Source organism: Streptomyces malaysiensis subsp. malaysiensis, assembly GCF_040653035.1.
GTDB lineage: Bacteria > Actinomycetota > Actinomycetes > Streptomycetales > Streptomycetaceae > Streptomyces > Streptomyces malaysiensis.
Genome location: NZ_JBEZNG010000010.1, coordinates 281532 through 306377, shown reverse-complemented (window position 1 = coordinate 306377; position 24846 = coordinate 281532). Strand labels below are relative to the sequence as shown.

Sequence of the window (24846 nt, the reverse complement as noted above, 5' to 3'; positions counted from 1 at the left end):
CCCCGCGTGGCCCGGCCCGCCACAGCCCGCACTGCCATGAACCGCCCTTCTACGGCCTGCCCCTAACGGCCTGCCCTTCTACGGCCTGCCGTCCGCTGCCGGGAGACCGTCCAGGAGGGTGCCGAGCGCGGCGGTGACCAGCGCGCACACCTCGTCCGGATCGGCGTCGGCCAGTGGCTCCTTGCCCACCAGCACCCGCATCATCCCTATGCCCAGCAACCAGGACAGCGCCAGATCCGCCCGCAGCTCGTGGTTGTCCGCGCTGGACAGGGAGGCCAGCACCCGCGCGTAGTCGTCGCTGATGGCGCGCACCGCCGTACCGATCTCGTCACCGCTGTCCACCGAGCGCAGCAGGGTGGCCAGCGCACGGCCGCCCGGCTCCTTACCGCCCGGCCCCAGCAGCCCGCGCAGGGCGGCCTCCAGCAGCTCATGAGGTGGGGTGGTGCGCAGCTGCTCCTCCCCGTTGCGCGCGATCACCTCGCCGAACAGCGCGCTTTTCGAGCCGAAATAGCGGAAGAGAAGCGCCTGGTTGGCCCCCGCGCGATCGGCGATGTCCCGCACCGTCGCCCGTTCATAGCCCCGCTCGGCGAACAGCGCCGCCGCGGCCTCCAGCAACCGCCGGCGTGTGTCCCGCGCGTCCCGGTGCTGCCTCTCGGACACGGTCGTCCCCATCACGACACCCCTCTCGTCTGCTTCCGGCGAAGTCCCCGTCGGCCCGTCAGATCAACGGCGCAAAGGGGCCGTTGACCGTATCAGCCGATGCCTCCTACGTTTGTAAGCACGTGCTTACGCAAGGGAGGTCACGATGACCACAGCGGAGACGACACCCATCGCCTACCCCTTCAACTCCTCCGACGGGCTGGCGCTCAGCGAGGCGTACGAAGAGGCCAGGAACCGCACCGGATTACTCCGGGTGCGCATGCCCTACGGCGAGCCCGCCTGGCTGGCCACGCGGTACGCCGACGCCCGGCTGGTGCTCGGGGACCGGCGCTTCAGCCGTGCGGAGGTGCTTCACCACGACGAGCCACGGCAGTCCGAGGGCCGGCGCGACGGCGGCATCCTCACCATGGACCCGCCCGACCACACCCGGCTGCGCACGCTCGTCGCCAAGGCGTTCACCGTCCACCAGGTGGAGAAACTCCGGCCGTGGGTAAGGCAGTTGACCCATGACCTGCTGGATGGCCTGGAGGCCGCGGGGCCGCCCGCCGATCTCGTGGACCGCTATGCCCTGCCCATTCCGGTCGGCGTCATCTGCGCCATGCTGGGCGTCCCGGAGGAGGACCGGCCCCGGTTCCGCGTCTGGAGCGACGCCGCGCTGTCCACCAGCTCGCTGAGCGCGGAGGAGCACACCCGCAACACCGAGGAGCTGCGCGCCTATATGGCCGGGCTGATCGAGGACCATCGCAGCAGCCCGCGGGACGACATCATGAGCTCGCTGATCGAGGCGAGGGACGCGGGCGACCGGCTGTCCGAGCTGGAACTCGTGGATCTGTGCGTGGGCATCCTGGTGGCCGGGCACGAGACCACGGCCACCCAGATCCCCAACTTCGTGTTCACACTGCTGGAGCACCCGGACGAACTGCGGCGGCTGCGCGAGGACCCCGACCTGCTGCACGGCGCCGTCGAGGAGCTGCTGCGCTTCGTCCCGCTGGGCATGGCGGCTTCCATGCCCCGTTACGCCACCGAGGACATCGAGGTGGGCGGCACCCTGGTGCGCGCCGGGGAGCCCGTGCTCGTGGCCGTCGGCTCGGCCAACCGCGACGCGCTGCGCTTCGACGAGCCGGGCACCCTGAACGTCGCCCGCCCCGCCACCCAGCACCTCGGGTTCGGCCACGGTGTGCACCACTGCCTGGGCGCGCCGCTGGCCCGTCTGGAGCTCCAGGAGGCGCTCGGCGCGCTGATCACCCGCTTCCCGAACCTGCGGCTGGCCGGGGATGTGGAGTGGAAGGGCCGGATGCTGGTCCGCGGGCCCCGGGTCATGCCGGTCGGGTGGTGAGCCGGATGACCTGGAAGGCCGAGGTCGACGGTGGCCGGTGCATGGCGTCCGGCATGTGTGCCGGGATCGCCCCCGATCTGTTCGTCCTGGACGAGGAACACGCCCGGCCGCTGGGCGAGGAGGTCCCGGAGGAGGAGCGGGTGCTGGACGCGGCGGACTCCTGTCCCGCGCTGGCGATCACCATCCGCGACGGCACCACGACCGTCGGACCGCGTCCCTGAACCCCGCTCCGGAAGCCCCGTGTCAGGGCTTGTGGGCGACGCCCGCCCAGAACGACACCTCGGCGTCGGTCACATCGCCGGTCTCCACATGGGAGTCCCTTTCGGCCAGGTCGGTCCGCCAGCGGTGCGGCACCTCGAGGCCCGGTTCGACCAGCTCCAGATCGGTGAAGAAGCCCTCCACCTCGTCCTTGGTGCGGATTTTCCCCTGGATGCCGCCGCTGTGGTAGACCTGCACGGTCTTCTGGGTGGCCTCGGGGTCGAAGTCCGGGGTGATATGGCTCAGCACCAGATAGGAGCCGGGAGCGAGCGCGTCGACCAGCCGCCGGACGAGGTCGTACGGGCCCCAGTCGTCGGGCACGAAGTGCAGCAGCGAGACCAGGCTCAGCGCGACCGGCTGGGACAGGTCCAGCACCTCGGTGAGGTCGGGCGAGGCGAGGATCGTCTCGGGCTCGGTGATGTCCCCGTGCACATAGGCGGTGCGGCCCTCGGGGCGGCTCTTGAGCAGGGCCTGGGCATGGGCGAGGACGATGGGGTCGTTGTCCACGTAGACGATCCGGGACTCCGGGGCGATCCCCTGGGCCACCTCGTGCAGATTCGGCCGGGTGGGAATGCCGGTGCCGATGTCGAGGAACTGGCGGATGCCCCGCTCGGCGGCGAGGAACCGGATCGCGCGGTGCATCCAGGCCCGGTTGGTCCGGGCGGCGATCATGACACCCGGCCACAGGGTGAGGACCTTGGCGGCGGCCTCACGGTCGGCGACGTAGTTGTCCTTGCCGCCCAGGAAGTAGTCGTACATCCGGGCGCTGTGCGGTCGCCCCTGGTTGAGGGGGGTGTTGGGGGGCTCCGGCCCGCTTCCGGTCTGGGATGCTACCCCTTGCGCGGTCACGTGGTGTTCTCCTCCGTATCCGGGCGCGATCCCTCGCGCCGCGGCCGACTGGTTCCATGGATGGTAACCGCGCGATCGTACGAGGAAGTTGAGGGGCCCGGAAGCGGCCGGCGCCCCCACACGCCGGCCGCACCCGCCGCCACGGCTCCGGTCAGGAGGCCACGTTGTCCATGCGTTCGCGCAGGCTGCGCGGGCGCATATCGGTCCACACCTCGTCGACGTGCGCGGAGCACTCGTCCTTGGTGCCCTCCTTGCCGACGGGGTGCCAGCCCTCGGGCACCTCGAGATCGGCCGGCCACAGCGAGTACTGGTCCTCGTCGTTGCGCAGCACCTGGTAGCGGGCGTTGTCGTCCATGGTCGGTCTCTCCTGTCGAGGATCGGGCGTAGTGGTGATATCGGTGATGGTCGGTGAAGTGGACGGATGACGGTCAGCCGGCCGTGGCGGGCCGCCCGCTCTCGTGGCGCCGGGACAGCGTGCGCAGGGTCGGGCTGAGAGTGGCCAGGACGGCCGCGGCGGCCATCCCCGCCGAGCAGAGCAGAAGCGCCCGGTCGCCCGGCAGGGCCTGGGCGAGCGATCCGCCCAGCGCGGGACCGGCCGCGCTCGCGGCACCGCAGGCCAGAACGAGGGTGCTGGTGAGCCTGCCGCGCAACTCGTCCGGGGTGCGCAGCAGTTGCTCGGTCATGATCGCGGTGTTCGCCGTCGGCGGGAACAGCGCGATCAGGGCGAACAGCACCCCGATGAGATAGCCGCTGTCCATCAGCACGGTGACCGGGGCCAGCACGGCCAGGGCCCAGAACACCGCGATGATGCCGCCGTACGCTCCCAGCCGCCGGTGCAGTACGGGCGCCACCAGCGCGCCGAGCACCCCGCCCACCCCGAGCATGGCCGCCATCACACCGACCTCGCCTGAGGGCACCCCCCGGGACTCGGCGAGCACGATGACGACGAGGTAGTAGGCGCTGAAGAACAGGTTGAGCACCACCGCGCACACCACCGTGACCCGGATCCGGCGCTCCCGCCACACCCACCGCAACCCGGCCAGCGCCTCACGGCCCAGCGGGCCCGCACCGCCCGTGGGCCGCTCGCGCCGGGGCAGCCTGACGAAGAGCAGCACGACGAAGGAGAGCGTGTGTGTCACGGCGTCCACCAGGAAGGGGACGAACCGCCCCACGGCGAACAGGAATCCGCCGGTCGCGGTGCCCGCCAGCTGCCCCATCGAGGCACGTGCGGTGTTCATCGCCACCGCCGTGGGCAGATGCTCGTCCGCCACCAGGGCCGGCAGCGACGCGCTCTCCGCCGGTTCGAAGAGCGCCGCGCTCGCCCCGAACACCGCCGCCACGGCCACCATGTGCCAGACGGTGGCCGCACCGGCCCACACGGCCGCCACCAGGCTGATGGCGGAGACCGCCTGGGCCGCCTCACAGCCCAGCATGATGGCCTTGCGGTCATAGCGGTCCACCAGGACACCCGCCGGGAGCCCGGCCACCATCTGCGCGGCGGCGATGGTGCCCATGACCAGACCGGAGGCGGCGCCCGAGCCGGTGAGCGCGAGGACCAGCAGCGGAAACGCGATCAGCGCCGAGTGGAAGCCGAACTCCGAGAGCGCCTGACCGCCCCACAGCAGCCGGTAGTCCCGGTTGCGCGACAGGGGCACCGGCGGGGGAACCGGCGGGGCCGCGGTCATACGGCGCCCCGGCAGTCCGCGGCGATCCGGCGCAGCGCCTCCGCGAAGTCCCCGGCCACCGCCTCCACGGTCCGCCTCTCGTGCACATCGGGGCGGTAGCGCCAGGTGAAACCGAGCCGGCCGTCCTGCACCGCGCCCACCACCTCCAGCAGATGGGAACCGCCCTCGCGCGGATCGTGGTCCTGGCCGAACGACCCGTGCTCGGCGTGGACCAGACCGCCCTGGGACCGCGCCGACCGGGCGTCCCACTGGCCCAGGTAGTTGAAGACGATCTGCGGCCCGGCGCCGTCGCGGGACAGCCGCTCGCGCAGCGCGGGCGGGCCGAACGTGCGCAGCGCCCCGAAGCCGAAGCCGTTGCCGGGGACGGTCCGCAGCCGCCGCCTGACCGACTTGACCAGCCCGCGCCAGTCGGCGGGTCCGCCCTCGTGGATGTCCGGCAACTCGAAGGAGACCGGGTACATGGTGGTGAACCAGCCCACCGTACGGGAGAGATCGACACCGTCCAGGATGTCCTCGCGGCCATGGCCCTCCAGCTCCACGGAGACCCGCTCCCGGCCGGTCCAGCGGGACAGCGCCAGCGCGAGGGCGGCGAGCAGCACATCGTTGATGCGGGTGCGATAGGCGGTGGGCGCCGAGCGCAGCAGCGCCTCGGTGTCCCGTTCGTCGAGCGTGACCGGCACCGTACGGATCTCGGCCCCGGGCGCGGCCACCTGGTGGTCGACCGGCAGTGGCCGGGCGTCGAGGGCCCCGCACCAGTGGTCGGCCTCATGGTCCAGGGCGCCCTCGGCGACATGCTCCGCGAGCCGCCTCGCCCAGTCGCGGAATGCGGTGGTCCTGGGGCCGAGGTCCACCGGTTCGCCCCGTACGCCCTGCTGATAGGCGATGTCCAGGTCGTCCAGCAGGATCCGCCAGGACACCCCGTCGATGACCAGATGGTGCGCGGTCAGGAAGAGGAACGGCCGCCGGGCCTCGCCGAAGCGGAACAGCGCGGCCCGCAGCAGCGGCCCCCGGCCGAGCCCGAAGTCCGCGTGGAGCGCGTCGGCCGCCTTCTCCATCGCCGCGTCCGCCTCCCTGGCCGGCAGACCGGACAGATCGTGGCGGTCCAGGACGGCGATGTCGGCCTCCGGCGCCGGGACGTGGCTCCGCCACTCGCCGCCCTCCTCGGTGAACCGGGTGCGCAGCGCGTCATGGTGGACCAGGAGCGCGGCCAGCGCCCCCTCCAGCGCCTTCTCGTCCGGCTCCTGGTGCAGCTCCAGCAAGGTGGACTGGTTGAAGTGGTGCGGATTGACGGTACGGGTGGCGAAGAACCAGTCCTGGATCGGGGTGAGCGGAAGCGCCCCGGTCACCGGCTCCGCACGGCCCTCGTCCCGCTCGGCCGTGGCCACGGTGGCGAGCGCGGCCACCGACTGATGGGTGAACAGATCCTTGGTGGTCAGCCGCAGCCCGGCCTGGCGGGCCCGGGAGACCACCTGGATGCTGAGGATGGAATCCCCGCCGAGCTCGAAGAAGTTGTCCGCCACGCCCACCCGTTCCAGACCGAGCACATCCGCCCAGATGTCCGCGATCCGGCGTTCCATCGGGGTGCGCGGGGCGACATGGTCCGCACCGGAGGCGGCGGGTGCCACATCCGGATCGGGCAGGGCCCGGCGGTCGACCTTGCCGTTGGCCGAGAGCGGAAGGGCGTCCAGGGTGGCGAAGGCCGACGGCACCATATGGGACGGAAGGGTCCGCCCCAGGGCGTCGCGCAGCGAGGCGGCGGTCGGCGAGGCGCCCGGCGCCGGGACGACATAGCCCACCAGCCGCTTCCCACCGGAGGGCTGCTCGGGGGTCGGGGCGGTCTCCCGTACGGCGACCACCGCCTCCCGCACCTCCGGGCTGCGCCGCAGCGCGCTCTCCACCTCGCCCGGTTCGATCCGGAAGCCCCGCACCTTGACCTGGTCATCGGCCCGGCCCAGGAACCTCAGCACACCCTCGCCGGTCCACCGCACCACATCGCCGGTGCGGTACATCCGGCCGCCCGCCGGGCCGAACGGATCGGCCATGAACCGTGCGGCGGTCAGCCCCGGACGGCCCAGATAGCCCCGCGCCAGGCCCGCGCCCGCCACATACAGCTCCCCGGCCACGCCCACCGGCACCGGGCGCAGCGCCTCGTCCAGCACATAGACCCGGGTGTTCGGGATCGGCCGCCCGATCGGCGGGGCCCCCGACCCCGCCGTCAGCGGTTCGGACCAGGTGCTCACCACCGTGGCCTCCGTCGGGCCGTAGGAGTTGACCATCCGCCGGCCCGGCGCCCAGCGGTCCACCAGTTCGGCCGAGCAGGCGTCGCCGCCGACGATCAGGGTCCGCAGATCCGGCAGCCCCGCCCGCCACGCCGCCTCCGGCACGGTGGCCAGCGCGGCCGGGGGGATCAGCGCATGGGTGATCCGCTGCCCGTCGAGCACCTCGGCCAGCCGCTCGCCCAGCAGCGGCCCCTCGTCACCGATCACCAGCGCCGCGCCACGGGGCAGCGAGGCACACAGCTCCAGAACGGAGGCGTCGAAGCTGGGGGAGGAGAACTGGAGCACCCGGTCCCCGGCCCGCACGCCGTAGTGTTCGGCCGCGGCCGCCGAGAAACCGGCCAGCCCCGCATGGGTGACCACGACCGCCTTGGGCACACCGGTGGAACCGGAGGTGTAGATGACATACGCCGGATGGTCCGGTGTCAGTCCACGGCCGGGCGGTGGCCCGGCGGGGCCGTCCTCGGCCCAGACCGAGACCGCGTCGTCGAGCACGACCGAGGGCGCGGCGTCCCGCAGCATGAACGCCACCCGCTCCTTCGGATAGCCGGGGTCCACCGGCAGGAACGCGCCACCCGCCTTCACCACGGCCAGCTGCGCCACCAGCATCTCCACCGAACGCGGCAGCACCAGCGCCACCAGGCGCTCCGGTCCCACGCCCAGGCCGATCAGCCGGTGCGCCAGCCGGTTCGCGGCCACCTCCAGCTCGGCGAAGGTGAGATCGCCCTTTCCGTACCGCACGGCCGTGGCGTCCGGGGAGACGGCCACCTGCCGCTCGAACAGCTCGCGCAGCGTGGCGCGCTCCACCTCCCGCCCGGTGCCGTTCCACTCGACCAGGGTGCGCCGCAGCTCGGCCGGGGTGGTCAGCGGCAGCGCGCCCACCGGCCGCTCCGGATCCTCGGCGATCCCGGCGAGCAGCGCCCGCAGGGCCGTGCCCATCCGCTCCACGGTCGGGGCGTCGAACAGATCGGTGCTGTAGCCGATCAGCCCGCGCAGCACACCTCCCTCTGCCTCGGCGAACTCGAAGGTGAGGTCGAAGGCGGCCGTCCCCGTATCGAGCTCCACGTCCGCCAGCTCCAGACCGGGCAGCTCCAGCGTCCGGCCCGGCGCGTTCTGGAGCACCACCATCGCCTGGAACAGCGGTGTCCGGCTGGTGTCCCGGGGCGGCCGCACCTCGTCCACCACCCGCTCGAACGGCACCGCCTGATGGGCGAAGGCGTCCAGGACGGTGCCGCGCACCTCGGCCAGGAAGTCGCCGAAACGGGCGCGCGGATCGACCGTGGAGCGCAGCACCAGGGTGTTGACGAAGAACCCGATCAGCCGCTGCACCTCGGCGCGCTCCCGCCCCGAGGTGACGGTGCCGACCGCGATGTCCCGCCCGCCCGAAAGCCGGGCGAGCAGGATCTGGGACGCCGCCACCAGCGTCATGAACAGCGTGGTTCCCCGCGCCCGCCCGAACTCCTTGAGGCGCAGGCTCACCTCGGCGGGCACGGTGAACTCCACGGTGGCGCCGTACTTCGTCCGCACCTCGGGGCGGGGCCGGTCGGTGGGCACCTCCAGCGGCGGTACCTCGGCCAACTGGCGTGTCCAGTAGGCCAGTTCCTCCTCCGCGCGGGGTGCGGTGAGTTCGGCCCGCTGCCAGGCGGCGAAGTCCGCGTAGTGCACCGGGAGCGGGGGCAGCGCCGCGGGCCCACCGCTCAGCGCCGCCCGGTACAGCTCCCGCAGATCGCCGGTGAGCACACCGGTGGACCAGCCGTCCGTGATGATGTGATGCAGCGTCAGGCTCAGTATGTGCTCCTGGGCGCCGAGCCGGACCAGACCGGTCCGCAGCAGCGGGCCACGCCGCAGGTCGAACGGGCGCGCCCGTTCGTACTCCAGCAGCTCCGCCAGCTCCATCTCCCGCTCGTCGGTGGGTAGATGGGACAGGTCGTACGGTTCGAGCCGGATCTCCCACGGGTCGTGGACGATCTGCACCCCGCGGCCGTCCACCGCGTCGAAGGTGGTCCGCAGCGACTCATGGCGGGCCACCAGCGCGGTCAGCGCCGCGCCGAGCGCGTCCACATCGAGGGCTCCGCGCATCCGCAGCGCCAGCGGGGTGATGTACTCGGCGCTGTCCGGTGCGAAGGAGTCCAGGAACCACAGACGTTGCTGCGGATACGACAGCGGCAGCTCGCCGTCCCGGGGCACCGGTGTGATCGGGGCCGGCCGGTCCCCGGCGCGGCCGTCCGCGCCGTCGAGCGCCTCGGCCAGGGCGGCGAGGGTCGGATGGGTGAACACCAGACGGGGCGAGGGCTCCACTCCGAGCACCTCGCGCAGCCGTGAGGTGAGCCGGAGGGAGAGGATCGAGTCGCCGCCGAGCTCGAAGAAGCTGTCCCCGGCGCCGACGCGTTCGACCTCCAGCACCTCGGCCCAGACCGCCGCCACGGCCTGTTCGAGCCCCTCGCGCGGTGCGCGGTAGGGCGTGCGGCGGATCTCCGGGCCCGGGGCGGGCAGCGCCGCCCGGTCCAGCTTCCCGGTGGGGCCGAGCGGCAGCGCGTCCAGCGGGACGACGGCCGACGGCACCATGTAGTCCGGAAGCCGCTCCGCCGCGTACGCCCGCAGCCGGGCGCCGTCCACCGAGGCGTCGCCACCGGCCACCACATAGGCCACCAGCCGCTTTCCGCCCGGCCCGTACTCCCGGGCCACCACCGCGACATCCGCCACCTCCGGATGGCCGGCCAGCACCCCCTCCACCTCGCCCGGTTCGATCCGGAAGCCACGGATCTTGACCTGGTCATCGGCGCGGCCGGCGAACTCCACCGTGCCGTCCGGCCGTCGGCGCGCCAGATCGCCGGTGCGGTACATCCGCTCCCCGGCGGGCCCGTACGGATCGGGGAGGAACGCCGCGGCGGTCGGACCGGGACGGCCGAGGTAGCCACGGGCCACCCCCTCCCCGGCGATGAAGAGCTCCCCGACCACACCCGGCGGCACGATCCGCAGCGCGGAGTCCAGGACGTGGACCCGCATGTTGTCCAGCGGCCGGCCGATCGGCACCACCTCGGGCACCTCATCCGCGCGGGACATCGGGAAGGATGTGGCGAAGGTGGTGGTCTCGGTCGGTCCGTAGCCGTCCACCACGGTCAGCCCGGGGCAGTGTGCCAGCACCCGGCGCACCGAGGCCGCGGGCACCACATCGCCGCCGGTCCACACCTCGCGCAGCCCCGCGAAGCAGTCCGGCGCGTCCTGAGCCAGCAGCCGGAACAGCCCGGCGGTCAGCCAGAGCCCCGTGACCTCCTGCCCGGCCACCAGCCGGCGCACCGCGGCGGCGTCCAGCTCGCCCGGTGTCACCACCACCCGGCCACCGCCCAGCAGTGGCACCCACATCTCATAGGTGGCGGCGTCGAACGCCACCGGCGAGTGCATCGGCACCCGTTCGTGCCCGCCACCGGCGAAGGCACGGTCGAGGGCGAGCGCCGCCACATCGCGATGGCGCACCCCCACGGCCTTCGGCACACCGGTCGAGCCGGAGGTGAACATCACATACGCCAGCTGGTCCAGGTGCACCGGCACCGCGGGCGCCACCGGCTCGTATTCGCGCGCGGCGGCCACCTCATCCGGTGTCAGCACGACCGTGGCGCCCGCCTGGTCCAGCAGCGTCCGCCGCCGGTCGCGCGGGGCGCGGGTGTCCACCGGTACGTACACCCCACCGGCCCTGACCACCGCGAGCTGGGCCACGACCAGCTCCACCGACCGGTCCATGAGCAGCGCCACCCGGTCCTCCGGCCGGAGGCCGGAGCGCAGCAGATGGCCCGCCAACCGCCCTGCCCAGTCGTCGAGTTGGGCATAGCCGAGCGAGGTGGCGCCGTCGGTGACGGCGACGGCGTCCGGGGTGCTTCGGACCCGCTCGGCGAACAGCTCGGCCAGCGAGCCCTCCGGAAGCGGCCGGGCGGTGGCGTTCCACTCCCGTACCGCCCGTCGGCGCTCGGCCTCCGTCAGCAGCGGCAGCTCGTCCAGACATTGCCCGGCGCCGTCCGCGATCCCGGTCAGCAGTGTCTCCAGATGGGCCGCGGCCCGCTCCACCGTGGCCGCGTCGAACAGCGCCGGATCGTAGGCGATGTCGAAGCCCAGCCGGTCGCCGAGATAGGCGCGCAGACACAGCGGGAAACTCGTGGCGTCCTCGGCCCGCACCTCCAGGACACGGATCCCGGCACCGGCCGCCGACGACTCGTCGAAGGGGTAGTTCTCGAACACCACCATGCTGTCGAAGAGCGTCTCACCGGCCGGGAGCGCGCTCAGGGCCTGGATCCGGGGGAGGGCGACGAAGTCGAAGCGGCGGGACTCGCTCTGCTGCTCCTGAAGCTCCCGCAGCCACTCCACGACCTCACGGCCGCCCTCGGCCACGGCCCGGGTGGGGACCGTGTTGATGAACATGCCGACCATCGTCTCCACGCCCGGCAGCCCCTCCGGACGGCCCGAGACGGTGGTGCCGAACACCACATCGCGCGCACCGGAGTACCGCGACAGCAGCAGCGCCCACGCCCCCTGCACCACCGTGTTGACCGTCAGCCCGCCGCCGCGCGCCGTCTCGCGCAGCCGGGCGGACACCTCCTCGGCCAGCTCCAGCCGGGTCAGCGCGGTCGAGGTGGTGCGGTGCGCCTCCCGGGGCGGCCGGTCGTACGGCAGCGGTGTGCGGGTGCCGAACCCCGTCAGCACCTGGCGCCAGTGGCGCTCGGCCCGCTCCTGGTCCCGTTCGCGCAGCCAGCGCAGGAAGTCCTGGAACGGGCGGCGCGCGGGCGGCTGGGGGGTGCGCCCGGCGACGAGGGCCGCGTAGGTCTCGCACACCTCGGCGAAGATCTGCCCGGTGCTCCAGCCGTCGAGCATCAGATGGTGCGCGGTCCACACCAACATGACCTCGTCATCGGGCAGCCCGGCCACCGCGATCCGGCTCAGCGGGACCGAGGTGAGCTCCATCCCGGCGGCGCGGTCCTCGGCCAGCAGCCGCCGCAGCGCCTCCTCCCGCCCGGACGGCGTCAGCCCCCGCCAGTCCATGCGCGCGGTGGGCAGCTCGGCCCGGCGGTGGACGACCTGGACGGGCTCGGCGAGCCCCTCCCAGCGGACGGAGCTCCGTAGGACCGGCGTACGGTCCACCACCCGCCGCCAGGCGGCCGTGAAGGTGTCCGGGTCGGCGATCCCGCCGATGCGGATCGCGATCTGGTCGAAATAGGCGCCACCGGTGGCAGCGCCGTCCACGAGGCCATGGAAGAGCATCCCGGCCTGGAGCCCGGTCAGCGGATAGATGTCCTCCACCGCGCCGCCGTCACCGGCGATCAGATCCACCTGGCGCTGGTCGAGCCGGGCGAGCGGGTAGTCGGAGGGGGTGCGGCCGCCCGCGCCGCGCTCCGCGCAGTGCGCGACGATCTCCTTCAGCGCGGCCAGACAGCCGTCCGCGAGCCGGCGCACGGTCGCCTCGTCGTACATCCGGGCCGGATAGCTCCAGCCCAGCTCCAGACGGCCGTCCTGGACCGCGCCGGTGACTTCCAGCAGATACGGCCGGGTCTCCTCGGGCGGGGCGTCCTGGCCGGTCACGGGGAGGGCGGCGCGGTACAGGCCCGGGGCCGCCGCGCCGTCGTCGTCCGCGGCCACATCCCACTGGCCGTGGTAGTTGAAGACGATCTGGGGCGAAGGACCGCCCGGCAGCTCCCCGGCCGGGGAGCCGTCGGCGGCCAGATGGCGCAGCGCACCATGGCCGAGCCCGTGGTGCGGGACGGCGCGCAGCTGTTCCTTGACCGACCGCAGGGTCTCGCGCCACCCCGCCTCGGCGTCGACGGCCAGCGCGAGCGGGTACTCGGCGGTGAACCAGCCGACGGTACGGGAGAGATCCAGGTCCTCGAAGAGATCCTCGCGGCCGTGCCCCTCCACCCCGATCAGCACCGTGTCCCCACCGGTCCAGCGCGCCAGGCTCCGGCCGAGCGCGGCGAGCAGCACCTCGTCGATCCGCGTCCGGTAGACACCCGGGACCTGGCGCAGCAGCGCCCCGGTCTCGGCGCGCCCGAGGACCGTGTTCACCGTGGCCGCCGTCCCATGGGTGTTGGGGCCCTCACGGTCGACGGGGAGGGTGGCGGGCGCCGAGCGTGCCACGCCCGTCCAGTAGGCCAGCTCGCCGTCGAGCCCACCGGAGCGCACATGCTCCGCCAGCCGGGCGGCCCACCGGGTGAAGGCGCTGCTCGCCGGGGGCAGGGTGGCCGCGCCACCGGCGGCGGCGCGGCGGTAGGCGGTCTCCAGATCGCCGAGCAGTACGCGCCAGGAGACGCCGTCCACCACCAGATGGTGGGCGGTGAGCAGCAACTCGGGCGGCCGCCCGGGGCCGAAGGCGAACAGCAGCACCCGCAGCACGGCCCCCTCGGCGATGTCCAGGCCCGTCTGGGCCGCGACCGTGGCCTCCCGTACGGCCTCCGCGCGTGCCGTGTCGTCAAGACCGGACAGGTCGTGCCGCTCCAGCACACCGCCGGGGGCGGCGGGGAGGACCTCCTGCCGCCACCGGCCGTCGATGGTCAGGAAGCGGGTGCGCAGCGCCGCGTGCTGCGCCACCAGGGCGTCCACCGCCTGTCGCAGGGCGGCCTCGTCGAGGTCGCCGGTGAGCTCCAGCCGGTGGCTCATGGTGAAGTGGTGCCGGTCGCCGGGCCGCCGCCCGTCCAGGTACCAGTGCTGGATGGGGGTCAGCGGCGCCGGTCCGGCCACCGCCCCGGCCGGTTCGGGTAGCGGCTGAAGCCGGGCGGCCTCCACGCTCAATCCGAGTTCCGCGACGGTCTGGTGGCGGAAGACGTCCTTGGAGGTGAGCGTCAGCCCGGCCTGCCGGGCGCGGGAGACGATCTGGATGCTGAGGATGGAATCGCCGCCCAGGGCGAAGAAGTTGTCCGCCACGCCCACCTCGGGGACGCCCAGCACCTCGGCCCAGATGCCCGCGAGCACCGTCTCGGCGGGGGTCCTGGGCGCCACATACGGCGAGCCCTGCTCCGGCCGGTCCGGGGGAGCGGGCAGCGCGCGCCGGTCGACCTTGCCGCTGTCGGTGCGGGGCATCCGGTCCAGCGGCACGAAGGCGGCCGGGACCATGTAGTCGGGCAGGGTGCGCTTGAGCTGGGCGCGCAGCTCCACCGGATCGGGGGAGCCGGCGGTCACCAGATAGGCCACCAGCCGCCGGTGGCCGGTGTCCTCGCGGGCCACGACCACCGCCTCCTGGACCGCCGGATGGTCCAGCAGCGCGGCCTCGATCTCGCCGGGCTCGATCCGGAAGCCACGGATCTTGAGCTGTTCGTCGGCACGGCCGAGGAACTCCAGCGCGCCGTCAGCCGTCCAGCGCGCCCGGTCGCCGGTGCGGTACATCCGGCTGCCGGGAGGGCCGTACGGATCGGCGACGAAGTGCCGCGCGGTGAGCCCGGGGCGGCGCAGATAGCCGCGCGCCACCTGGGCCCCGGCCAGATGGAGTTCACCGGGGACCCCGGGCGGCACCGGCCGCAGCGCGCCGTCCAGGACGTACGCCCGCAGATTGCGGCCGGGCCGTCCGATGAGCGGACGGTCGCCGAGACCGGCCAGGTCGCCGTAGACCGCGTCCACGGTGCATTCGGTGGGCCCGTAGAAGTTGTACGCCGCCACGTCCGGCACCGCGCGCAGCTCCCGCCACAGCGCCGCCCCGAGGGCCTCGCCGCCCACCATGACGATCCGGGGGCGATGGCGGTCCCCGGCGAACAGCCCGGCCGCCATCAGCTCATGGAGGTAGGACGGGGTGACATCGAGGAAGTCCAGGCCACGGTCCGCGACCAGTGCCACCAGGGCGGCCGGGTCGAGCCGTACCGCGTCGTCGACCAGATGCACCTCCTGGCCCGAGGCCAGGAACACCGCGCCCTCCCAGGAGGTGTCGAAGGAGAACGCGGCGGTCAGCGCCGAGCGCAGCGGACGGCCCGCCTCGGCCCGGTGGGGCGCGATGAGCCCGGCCCGGTGGTCGAGGCAGAGGTTCACCAGCTGGCGGTGCTCGACCGCGACGCCCTTGGGGCGGCCGGTGGACCCCGAGGTGTAGGTGATGTACGCGGTGTGGCCGGGCAGCAGCGGGGCCGCCCGGTCCGCGTCGGTGGGATCGGTGTCCGGCAGCGTGTCGAGGGGCGCGTCCCGCAGTACATCGGGGGTGAGGACGACCTCGGGCGCCGCGTCCTGAAGCAGGAACCGCGCGCGTTCGGCGGGCAGTCCCGGGTCCACGTACAGGTGTGCGCCGCCCGCCTTGCCCACCGCGAGCTGGGCCACCATCAGCTCGGCGGTGCGCGGAAGCCTGACCGCCACCACCTTCTCCGGGCCCACGCCGAGGGCGATCAGATGGTGGGCCAGCCGGTTGGCGGCCGCGTTCAGCCCCGCGAAGTCATAGGTGGCGTCGGAGGCCACCAGCGCGGTCGCGCCCGGGGTGCGGGCGGCCTGCTCCTCGAAGAGCCGCGGGAAGGTGGTGTCCGCCACCGGGAGCGCGGTGTCGTTCCACTCCTCCAGCACCGTCCGCCGCTCCTCGGCGGTCAGCAGCGGCAGTTCGGCCACCCGGAGCCCGGGGTCCTCTGCCACCGCCTCCAGCAGCAGCCGCAGCTGACGGGCCATCCGCTCCACGGTGGCCGCGTCGAACAGATCGGTGTTGTACTCCACGAAGCAGGTCAGGGCGCCGAGGTGGGTCACGAAGTCGAAGCCCAGGTCGAAACCGGCGGTCCGGCCCGGGACGCGTACGGCCTCCACGGCGAGACCGGGCAGTCGCGGCACCTCGGCGCCCAGGTTGTGCAGCGCCACCATCACCTGGAAGAGCGGGGTGCGGCTGGTGTCCCGCTCCGGCTGGAGCGCGTCCACGATCCGCTCGAACGGCACGTCCTGGTGCGCGAAGGCGTCCAGCACGGTGCCCCGCACCCGGGCGAGCAGGGCCTCGAACGACTCGTCGGCTTCCACCCGGGTGCGCAGCACCAGCGTGTTCACGAACATCCCGACCAGATGCTCCAGTTCGGGGCGCTCCCGTCCCGAGGTCACGGTGCCCACCGCGATGTCCTCCTGCCCCGACCAGCGGGCGAGCAGCACCTGGCAGGTGGCGAGGAGCGTCATGAAGAGGGTGGCGTCGCCGCGCCGCCCGGCCGCGCGCAGCCTCTCCACCGGACCGGCGGGCAGGGTGAACTCCAGCAGCGCCCCGCATCTGGTCCGCACGGCCGGCCGCGGACGGTCGGTCGGCAGCTCCAACGGCGCCAGATCCGCGAGCCGCGCCCGCCAGTACTCCAGCCGCGGCTCCACCCGGGCCGCGCCGCCCAGCGGATCGCGCTGCCACGCCGCGTAGTCGGCGTAACCCAGCGGCAGCGGGGCGAGCGCGGGCGGTCGTGCCACGGCCGCCGCGCCGTACAGCTCGCTCAGATCGGCGCCGATGACGGCCGTGGACCAGCCGTCCGTGACGATGTGATGCATCGTCAGGGTGAGCACATGCTCCTCGTCGTCCAGCCGGATCAGGGACGCCCGCAGCAGCGGCCCGGTGCGCAGTTCGAAGGGCGTGGCACCCTCCCGCTCCAGCAGCCGCTCCAGCTCCCGCTCGCGCTCGGCCACCGGACCGGCCGTGAGGTCGTGCACCGGAAGCGCCACCGGGTACGGCTCGTGCACCCGCTGCACCCCGTGGCCCGCGACCTCGGCGAAAGTGGTGCGCAACGGCTCATGCCGGGCCACCAGGCCGTCCAGGGCGGTGCGCAGGGCGGCGGTGTCCAGACGGCCGCGCAGCCGCAGTGCGAACGGCGTCACATACTCCGTACCGCCGTCGTCGAAGGAGTCCAGGAACCACAGGCGCGCCTGTGCGAACGACAGCGGCAGCTCCCCGTCCCGAGGCACGACCGGGATGGTGTCCACCGCCCCGCCCCGCTCGTGGCCGACGGCCCCGCCGTCCTCCGGCGCGGACAGCGCGGCGGCGAGTTCGGCCACGGTGGTGTGGGTGAACAGCGCGCGCGGCGTGACCTCCGCGCCGAAGGCCGTCCGCAGCCGGGAAGCCACCCGGATGGCCAGGATCGAATCGCCGCCCAGGGCGAAGAAGTCGTCCATCGCCCCGGCCCGATCGACCTGGAGGACCTCGGCCCACACCCGCGCCACCGTACGCTCGGCCTCGGTGCGCGGGGCGATCCGCTCGGCGCTCGCCGCGAGTCCGCTCGCGCCGGGCGCGGGCAGCGAGCCCCGGTCCAGCTTGCCGTTGGCGGTCAGCGGCAGCGCGTCCAGCGGTACGAACGCCGCCGGGATCATCTGCGCGGGCAGCGACCGCTGGAGGAACTCCCGCAGCTCACCGGCCTCGGGCGGCACATCCGCACCGGCCGCCACCACATAGGCCACCAGCCGCCGCACCCCCGGCTGGTCCTCCCGTACGGTCACCACCGCGTCGCCGACCTCCGGATGGGCGGTGAGGGCGGCCTCGACCTCCCCGGGCTCGACCCGGAAACCGCGGATCTTCACCTGGTCGTCGGCGCGGCCCAGATACTCCAGCTCCCCGTCCGCGCTCCACCGGGCGCGGTCGCCGGTGCGGTACATCCGGCTCCCGGCGGGCCCGTGCGGATCGGCCATGAAACGGGACGCGGTCAGCCCCGGGCGGCGCAGATAGCCCCGGGCGAGCCCCGCCCCCGCCACATACAGCTCGCCCACCGCCCCCGGCGGCACCGGCTCCAGCCCCTCGTCCAGCACATACACCCGCAGATCCGGGATGCCGGTGCCGATGCCGCTCGCCGTGTCCGCCGGAGCGGACGCGGCGGCGCGGTCCAGCGGGGCGTAGGTGACATGCACGGTGGTCTCGGTGATCCCGTACATATTGACCAGCACCGGCGCGGTGTCCGGATGCCGCGCGTACCAGCCCGCCAGCCGCCGCGCGTCGAGCGCCTCACCGCCGAACACCACCCGGCGCAGGGCGAGCCGGGCCCCGGGGCGCTCCTCGTCGGCGCGCATCAGCCCCTGGAAGGCGGACGGCGTCTGGCTGAGCACCGTCACCCCCTCGTCCGCCAGCAGCCGCAGGAACTCCTCGGGGGAGCGGGAGACGGCGTACGGGACCACCACGAGGCGGCCGCCGTGCAGCAGCGCCCCCCAGATCTCCCAGACGGAGAAGTCGAAGGCGTAGCTGTGGAACAGCGTCCACACATCGCTCGCGTCGAACGAGAACCACGCATGGGTTTCGGAGAACAGCCGGACCACATTGGAGTGCGGGATCACCACTCCCTTGGGCACGCCCGTGGACCCGGAGGTGTAGATGGCGTAGGCGGGGCTGTCCGGCAGCGGCCCCGAACCGGCCGGAACGGCGGCGGGCTGCCGCTCCAGATCGGCGATCAGAGCGGGGTCGTCCAGGCACAGCCGGGCCACGGCGGGGGCAGCGCCTTCTTCCGTCTCCTCGCCGAGCCGTGCCGCGAGGGCGGTGGTGGTCAGCAGTACGGCCGGTTCGGCGTCGGCGAGCATCCGGGCGATCCGGCCGGACGGCTGGTCCGGGTCGAGGGGCAGATAGGCCGCGCCCGACTTCAGCACCGCCACGATCGCCACGAGCATGTCCGGTGTACGGGGCAGCGCCAGCGCCACATACCGTTCCCGCCCGGCGCCCTCGGCGATGAGCCGATGGGCCAACCGGCCCGCCCGCGCGTCGAGTTCGGCGTAGGACAGCGATACCCCGGCGCAGGAGACGGCGATGGCCCCGGGGGTGCGGGCCGCCTGCTCCTCGAACAGGTCCACCAGCGTCCGCTCCGGCGCCTCCGGTGCCGCGCCGCCGCCCCACTCCACCAGGGTCCGGCGGCGCTCCTCGGCGGTGGTCCACGGCAGCGCCCGCAGCGGACGGCCGGGGTCGGCGGCGATCGCGGTGAGCAGCAGGCACAGCCGGTCGGCGACCGCCGCCGCGGTCCGCGCGTCGAACTGCCCCGGGTCATAGCCGAGGTCGAAGCCCAGCCGGTCGGAGAGATGCGCCCGCAGACTCAAACCGAAGTTGGTCGCGTCGATGGAGCGGACCTCGATGATCCGCAGGCCCGCATCGCGCGCCGAGGTGTCGTCAAAGGGGTAGTTCTCGAATGCCACGATGGAATCGAAGAGCGGGGTTCCGGTCGGTACGTCGCTCCAGCCCGCCACCCGCGCCAGCGAGACGGATTCATGGCGCCGCGAGGCGGACTGAGCCATCTGGAGGTCCCGCAGCCAGTCCCCGGTGTCGCGGGCGGCGTCCACCCGCACCCGGGTCGGCAGGGTGTTGATGAACATCCCCACCATCGACTCGACCCCGGCCAGCTCCGCCGGGCGGCCCGAGACGGTGGTGCCGAAGACCACGTCCTCCTCACCGCTGTACCGGGACAGCAAGAGCGCCCATGCGCCCTGCACCATCGTGTTGACGGTCAGGCCGCCCCTCCGGGCCGTACGGCGCAGCTGCTCCGACACCTCGGGGGTGAGCGACACCGCCACGGTCGCCGAGGACCGGGCCCGGTGGGACTCCACGGCCCTGCGGTCGCGGGGGAGCGGGGTCGGCGCGGTGAAGCCCGCGAGCAGCTCCCGCCAGTGGCTCTCGGTCTCCCGTCCGTCCTGCCCCTCCAGCCACGTCAGATAGTCGCGGAACGGCCGCCGGACGGGGAGCGCCGGGGCACTGCCCCGGGCGGCCGCGGTGTACCGCTCGCACACCTCGGTGAACACCTGCGCCAGGCTCCAGCCGTCCAGGACCAGATGGTGCGAGGTCCAGATCAGCGCCACACGGGCGTCGGTCAGCCGGGCGACGGCGAGCCGCATCAGCGGCGGTGCGGCCAGATCGATGCCCAGGGCCAGATCCTCGGCCCGGAACCGCTCCAGCTCGGCCTCACGCCGCTCCTCGGACAGCCCGCGCCAGTCCAGATGGGTCACGGGCAGCTGGGCCCGGTGGCGCACGATCTGCACCGGCCGCTCGACGCCCTCCCAGACCACGCCGCCACGGAGCACCGGTGTGCGGTCCACCGTCTCCTGCCAGGCCCGGGCGAAGGCCTCCGGGTCGCGCACCCCGTCCAGGACCAGCGTGGCCTGGTCGAGGTAGACGTCCTCCGCGCCGCCGACCAGCCGGTGGAAGAGCATGCCCTCCTGAAGCGGCGTCAGCGGATGGACGTCCTCGACCTCCCGCCCGTCGCCCACCAACCGGTCGACGGCGTCCTGGTCCAGCCGGGCCAGGGGGAAGTCGGAGGGGGTACGGCCGCCCGCGCCCGGTCCGTCGCAGTGCGCCACGATCTCCCGCAGCGCCGTGAGCATGCCGTCCGCGAGCCCCCGCACCGTGGCCACGTCGTGGACCCGGTCGGAGAACAGCCAGGTCAGCTCCAGCTCACCGGCCGCCACCACGGCGGACACATCGAGCGGATACACCGAGGGCTCATCGGCGGCCAGATCCCGGCCCAGGGTCTCCCCGGTGAGTGTGAACGCGCCGTCGTCCCCGGCCGAGTCCCACTGGCCGTGGTAGTTGAAGCAGATGCCCGGCAGCGGCGCGCCGGCGAGCGCCCGCGCGGGGGAGTCCGGGGCGCTCAGATACGCCAGCGCCTCATAGCTCAGCCCACGGTGCGGCAGCGCGCGCAGCTGCTCCTTCACCGACTTGAGCACCACGCCCCAGCCGTCCCCTGGCAGCGTCAGCGCCACCGGGTACTGCGTGGTGAACCAGCCCACGGTCCGGGACAGATCGACGGCCGAGTCCAGCTCCTCCCGGCCATGGCCCTCCATGGCCACCAGCACCCGGTCCTCGCCGGTCCACCCGGCGAGCACCCGCCCCAGCGCGCTCATCAGCACATCGTTGATCTGCGTCCGGTACACCCCGGGCACCCGGCGCAGCAGCCCGTCGGTGGTCTCGCGGTCGAGCCGTACCCGCACGGTGTGGGTGGACCCGGACGTGGCCGTGCCCGGACGGTCCACCGGAAGGTCCGCGCCGCCCGCCCGCCGTACGCCGTCCCAGTACGCCAGATCGCCGTCCAGCAGCCCTTCCCGCACCCGCTCGCCCAGCCGGTGGGCCCAGGTGGTGAAGGGCGTGGAGGCGGGTTCCAGACACACCGGCTCCCCGGCGGCGGCCTGCCGGTAGGCGCTCTCCAGATCGCCCAGCAGAATGCGCCACGAGACGCTGTCCACGGCCAGATGGTGGACGGTGAGGAACAGCCGCGACCGGGCTCCCGCCCCGCGCCGTAGCAGGACGCCTCGCAGCAACGCCCCTGTGGTCAGGTCGAGTTCGGCGCGGGCGGCCTCCGCGGCCGCTTCCTCCGCGTCGGCGGCCTCGGACGGATCGTGGCGGCGCAGCAGCGGCCCGTCCGCCGCGCGGTCCGCGAGCTGCCGCCACTCGCCGTCGTCGCCCCGGACGAACCGGGTGCGCAGGGCGGGGTGGTGCGCGACCACGGCGTTGAGCGCGGTCTCCAGCGCGCCCTCGTCCAGGTCGTGCGGCAGCTCGAGCACCATCGACATGGTGAAGTGGCGCAGCGCGCCATGGGTGGCGAAGAACCAGTGCTGGATCGGGGTGAGCGGCGCCGGACCCGCCACGTCCGCCGGTTCCCGGTGGGTGACGTCCGGCGCGTCGCGCGGCGTCACGGCGGCGGCCAGCTCGGCGACGGTCTGGTGCAGGAAGACGTCCCGCGAGGTGAGCGCGAGCCCGGCCCGGCGGGCCCGGGAGACGATCTGGATGCTGAGGATCGAATCGCCGCCCAGCTCGAAGAAGTTGTCGTCCACCCCCACCGCCCGGGCGCCCAGCACCTCGGCCCAGATCCGTACGAGCTCCCGCTCCGTCCCGGTGCGCGGAGCCGTGGCCTCCCGCTCCGGGCGGTCCGCGTCGAACCGCGGGGCGGGCAGCGCCCGGCGGTCCAGTTTGCCGCTGGTGCTGAGCGGCATGGCGTCCAGGGCCACGAAGGCGGCGGGCACCATATGGCCGGGCAGGGTGCGCCCGAGGGCCGCGCGCAACTCACCGGCGGCGGGCGGCTCACCGCCCGGTGCGGGCACGTGGTACGCGGCCAGCCGTGCGTGGCCGCGGTCGTCGGCCACCGCGACGACGGCCGCCTCGGCGACGCCGGGCAGATCGAGCAACGCCGCCTCGATCTCACCCGGTTCGATCCGGTGGCCCCGGATCTTCACCTGGTCGTCGGCGCGCCCGAGGCAGTCCAGCTCCCCGCCGGCGGTCCAGCGGGCCACGTCCCCGGTGCGGTACATCCGGCTCCCCGCGGGCCCGTACGGATCGGCCACGAAGCGGGACGCGGTCAGCCCGGGACGCCCCCGGTACCCCCGGGCCACCTGCTCACCCGCCAGATACAGCTCACCCGCCACGCCCACCGGCACCGGCCGGAGCCGGGAGTCCAGCACATGGGCGCGCAGATTGCCCAGCGGCCGCCCCACCACCGCACGCCCCGTGCCGCCGATCCGGGCGGCGAGCGCGTCGATGGTGCACTCGGTCGGACCGTAGAAGTTGTACGCCGTCGTGCCGGGCGTGTCCGCCAGCCGCCGCCACAGCGAAGGGCCGAGGGCCTCACCGCCCAGCATCAGCACCCGCGGGCGGTGGTGGGGGTGGTCCAGCAGCCCGGCCGGGAGGAGCTGCCGCAGATACGAGGGGGTGAGGTCGAGGAAGTCGACGCGGCGCTCGGCGATATACGCCACCAGCGCGGCCGGATCGAGCCGGGTGGTCTCGTCGATGAGGTGCAGCTCATGGCCGTCGGCCAGCAGCAGCAACCCCTCCAGCGAGGTGTCGAAGGAGAACGACGCGGTCAGCGCCGCGCGCAGCGGCCCGCCACCCGCCTCGGCCACGAAGCCCCGGCGGTGGCCGACCAGCAGGTTGACCATCGACCGGTGCGCCACGGCCACCCCCTTGGGGCGGCCGGTGGAGCCGGAGGTGTAGAGGACGTAGGCGGCGCTGTCGGGGCGCAGCGCGGCGGTGCGGTCCGCGTCCGTGGGACCGTCCGCCGGCAGCGTGGCGGGGACGGCGCGCAGGGCGGCCTCGTCGAGCACCAGCGCCGGTTCGGCGTCGGCCAGGAGGAACGCTAGGCGCTCGGCGGGGAGTTCGGGGTCGAGCGGCAGATAGACCCCGCCCGCCTTGAGCACTCCCAGGATCGCCACGATCATGTCGGAGGTCCGGGGCAGCCGCACCCCGACCACGCGCTCCGGTCCCACGCCCTGGGCGATCAGCTGGTGCGCCAGCCGGTTGGCGGCCGCGTTCAGCCCCGCGAAGTCGTACGTGGCGTCGGAGGCCACCAGCGCCGTCGCGTCCGGGGTACGGGCCGCCGCCGCCTCGAACATCGCGGGGAACGTGGCCGGTTCGACCGCGAGTTCGGGACCGCGCCCGAGAGCCGTCATCCGCCGCCGTTCGTCCTCCGTGAGCAGGGGCAGCTCGCGCAGTGGCCGGTCCGGTTCGGCGGCCACCCCGTCCAGCAGCACCAGCAGATGGCCCGCCATCCGCTTCGCGGTCGCCGCGTCGAACAGCTCGGTGCTGTACTCCAGCAGACCCCGCAGCTCCGTCCCGTCCGTCCCGTCCTCGACGAATTCGACGCTGAGGTCGAAGGTGGCCGACCGCCGGGGCACAGCCACGCTCGTCGCGGTCAGCCCGGACAGCCGGGGCGCGTTCCGCGGGGCGCTGTGCAGCAGCACCATCACATCGAACAGCGGGTTGCGGCCCGCCTCCCGGCGCGCCCCCACGGCCTCCACCAGCCGCTGGTACGGCGTCTCGTCATGGGCGAAGGCGTCCAGCACCGTGGCCCCCGCGTCGGCCAGCAACCCGCGGTAGGAGCGGGCCGTGTCCACAGAGGAGCGGAGCACCACCGTGTTGACGAAGAAGCCGACGGCGCGCTCCAGTTCGGTGCGGCCACGGCCGGAGGTGACGGTGCCGATGGCGATGTCGTCCTGCCCCGACCAGCGGGCGAACAGCCCCTGACAGGCGGCGACCAGCGCCGTGAACAGCGTGGTCCGCTCCCCGGCGGCAAGCGCGCGCAGCCGGGCCGCGGTGGCGCGGTCCACCGTGAACTCGTGGACCGCGCCCGCCGAGGTGGGCGCCGGGGGCCGGGGCCGGTCGGTGGGCAGCTCCAGGGGGACGACGCCCTCCAGCCGCTCCTTCCAGTGGTCGAGCTGCCGGTCCGACGCGGCCCCTGAGAGCCGCTCCCGCTGCCACACGGCGAAGTCCGGGTACTGCACCGGCACCGGAGGCAGCGGGACCGCGCCGGGCTCCGCGCCGTACAGCGCGCACAGCTCGTCCTGGAGCACCCCCATCGACCAGCCGTCGGTGACGATGTGATGGGCGGTCAGCAGCAGCACATGCTCGTCCTCGGCCAGCCGGATCAGCAGCGCCCGCAGCACCGGACCGGTGCGCAGATCGAACGGCCGGGCGTACTCGGCCAGCAGCAGCCCGTCCAGCGCCTCCGGACCCCGGCCCGCGCCGGAGAGGTCCGCTCCGGAGGAGTCCAGGCCGGTGAGATCCGCGCCGGAGAGGTCGGCCACCGGCAGCGGCACCGGCGCGGCCGGGCGCACCACCTGCGTGGGCCGGCCGTCGAGGTCCTCGAACGTGGTCCGCAGCGCCTCGTGGCGCTCCACCAGGGCGTCCAGCGCCCGGGAGAGCGCCGCCACGTCCAGCGCGCCGGTCAGCCGCAGCGCCAGCGCGCTGTTGTACCCCGCCTCCTCCGGCTGGAGGGTGTGCAGGAACCACAGCCGCGCCTGCGCGAAGGACAGCGGCAGCGGCCGCGCGCGGTCCGCGCGCGGGATGGCGTCGGCGCGCCCCGCCTTGCCCGCGAGGCGGCGGCGCAGGGCCGCCCGCACCTCCTCGGGCAGCGCGGCGGCGCGGTCCTTCCTCGAAGACGTCATGTCG

General features: G+C 73.8%; 7 protein-coding genes. 2 read left to right on the top strand and 5 right to left on the bottom strand.

Going from position 1 to position 24846, the window contains the following annotated elements:
* Positions 1 to 78 precede the first annotated feature (78 nt).
* Positions 79 to 660, bottom strand: coding sequence for a TetR/AcrR family transcriptional regulator (locus AB0E24_RS22385; RefSeq protein WP_441005790.1), 582 nt, complete (start codon positions 658 to 660; stop codon positions 79 to 81).
* A 145-nt stretch (positions 661 to 805) separates the two neighbouring features.
* Here AB0E24_RS22385 and AB0E24_RS22380 point away from each other — a divergent pair, with 145 nt between their 5' ends.
* Together AB0E24_RS22380 and AB0E24_RS22375 are read left to right on the top strand one after the other, a co-directional pair.
* Positions 806 to 1996, top strand: a complete 1191-nt coding sequence (locus AB0E24_RS22380; protein WP_069872121.1) for a cytochrome P450 — start codon at positions 806 to 808, stop codon at positions 1994 to 1996.
* Between the two features lie 5 nt (positions 1997 to 2001).
* A complete protein-coding gene (locus tag AB0E24_RS22375; RefSeq protein WP_069872123.1) occupies positions 2002 to 2217 on the top strand; it encodes a ferredoxin in 216 nt (71 codons plus the stop codon).
* Between the two features lie 22 nt (positions 2218 to 2239).
* Here the strand turns inward: AB0E24_RS22375 and AB0E24_RS22370 are convergent, their stop codons facing one another.
* The 4 genes from AB0E24_RS22370 to AB0E24_RS22355 all read right to left on the bottom strand — a co-directional run bounded on the left by AB0E24_RS22370 (position 2240) and on the right by AB0E24_RS22355 (position 24842).
* The gene (locus AB0E24_RS22370) at positions 2240 to 3103 is read right to left on the bottom strand and encodes an SAM-dependent methyltransferase (RefSeq protein WP_079256269.1); all 864 of its coding nucleotides are present in this window, start codon (positions 3101 to 3103) and stop codon (positions 2240 to 2242) included.
* A 151-nt stretch (positions 3104 to 3254) separates the two neighbouring features.
* A complete protein-coding gene (locus AB0E24_RS22365) occupies positions 3255 to 3458 on the bottom strand; it encodes an MbtH family protein (RefSeq protein ID WP_069872127.1) in 204 nt (67 codons plus the stop codon).
* A 73-nt stretch (positions 3459 to 3531) separates the two neighbouring features.
* The gene (locus tag AB0E24_RS22360; RefSeq protein ID WP_102933536.1) at positions 3532 to 4788 is read right to left on the bottom strand and encodes an MFS transporter; all 1257 of its coding nucleotides are present in this window, start codon (positions 4786 to 4788) and stop codon (positions 3532 to 3534) included.
* Entirely contained in the window at positions 4785 to 24842 is a 20058-nt protein-coding gene (locus tag AB0E24_RS22355; RefSeq protein ID WP_359379285.1) for a non-ribosomal peptide synthase/polyketide synthase, read from the bottom strand. Before AB0E24_RS22355 ends, AB0E24_RS22360 begins: the two co-directional genes overlap by 4 nt.
* Positions 24843 to 24846 lie beyond the last annotated feature (4 nt).

Coding starts and splice junctions, on each gene's coding strand:
- AB0E24_RS22360 (WP_102933536.1), bottom strand. CDS start 4,788: ATGACCGCGGCCCCGCCGGTTCCCCCGCCGGTGCCCCTGTCGCGCAAC.
- AB0E24_RS22355 (WP_359379285.1), bottom strand. CDS start 24,842: ATGACGTCTTCGAGGAAGGACCGCGCCGCCGCGCTGCCCGAGGAGGTG.
- AB0E24_RS22375 (WP_069872123.1), top strand. CDS start 2,002: ATGACCTGGAAGGCCGAGGTCGACGGTGGCCGGTGCATGGCGTCCGGC.
- AB0E24_RS22380 (WP_069872121.1), top strand. CDS start 806: ATGACCACAGCGGAGACGACACCCATCGCCTACCCCTTCAACTCCTCC.
- AB0E24_RS22365 (WP_069872127.1), bottom strand. CDS start 3,458: ATGGACGACAACGCCCGCTACCAGGTGCTGCGCAACGACGAGGACCAG.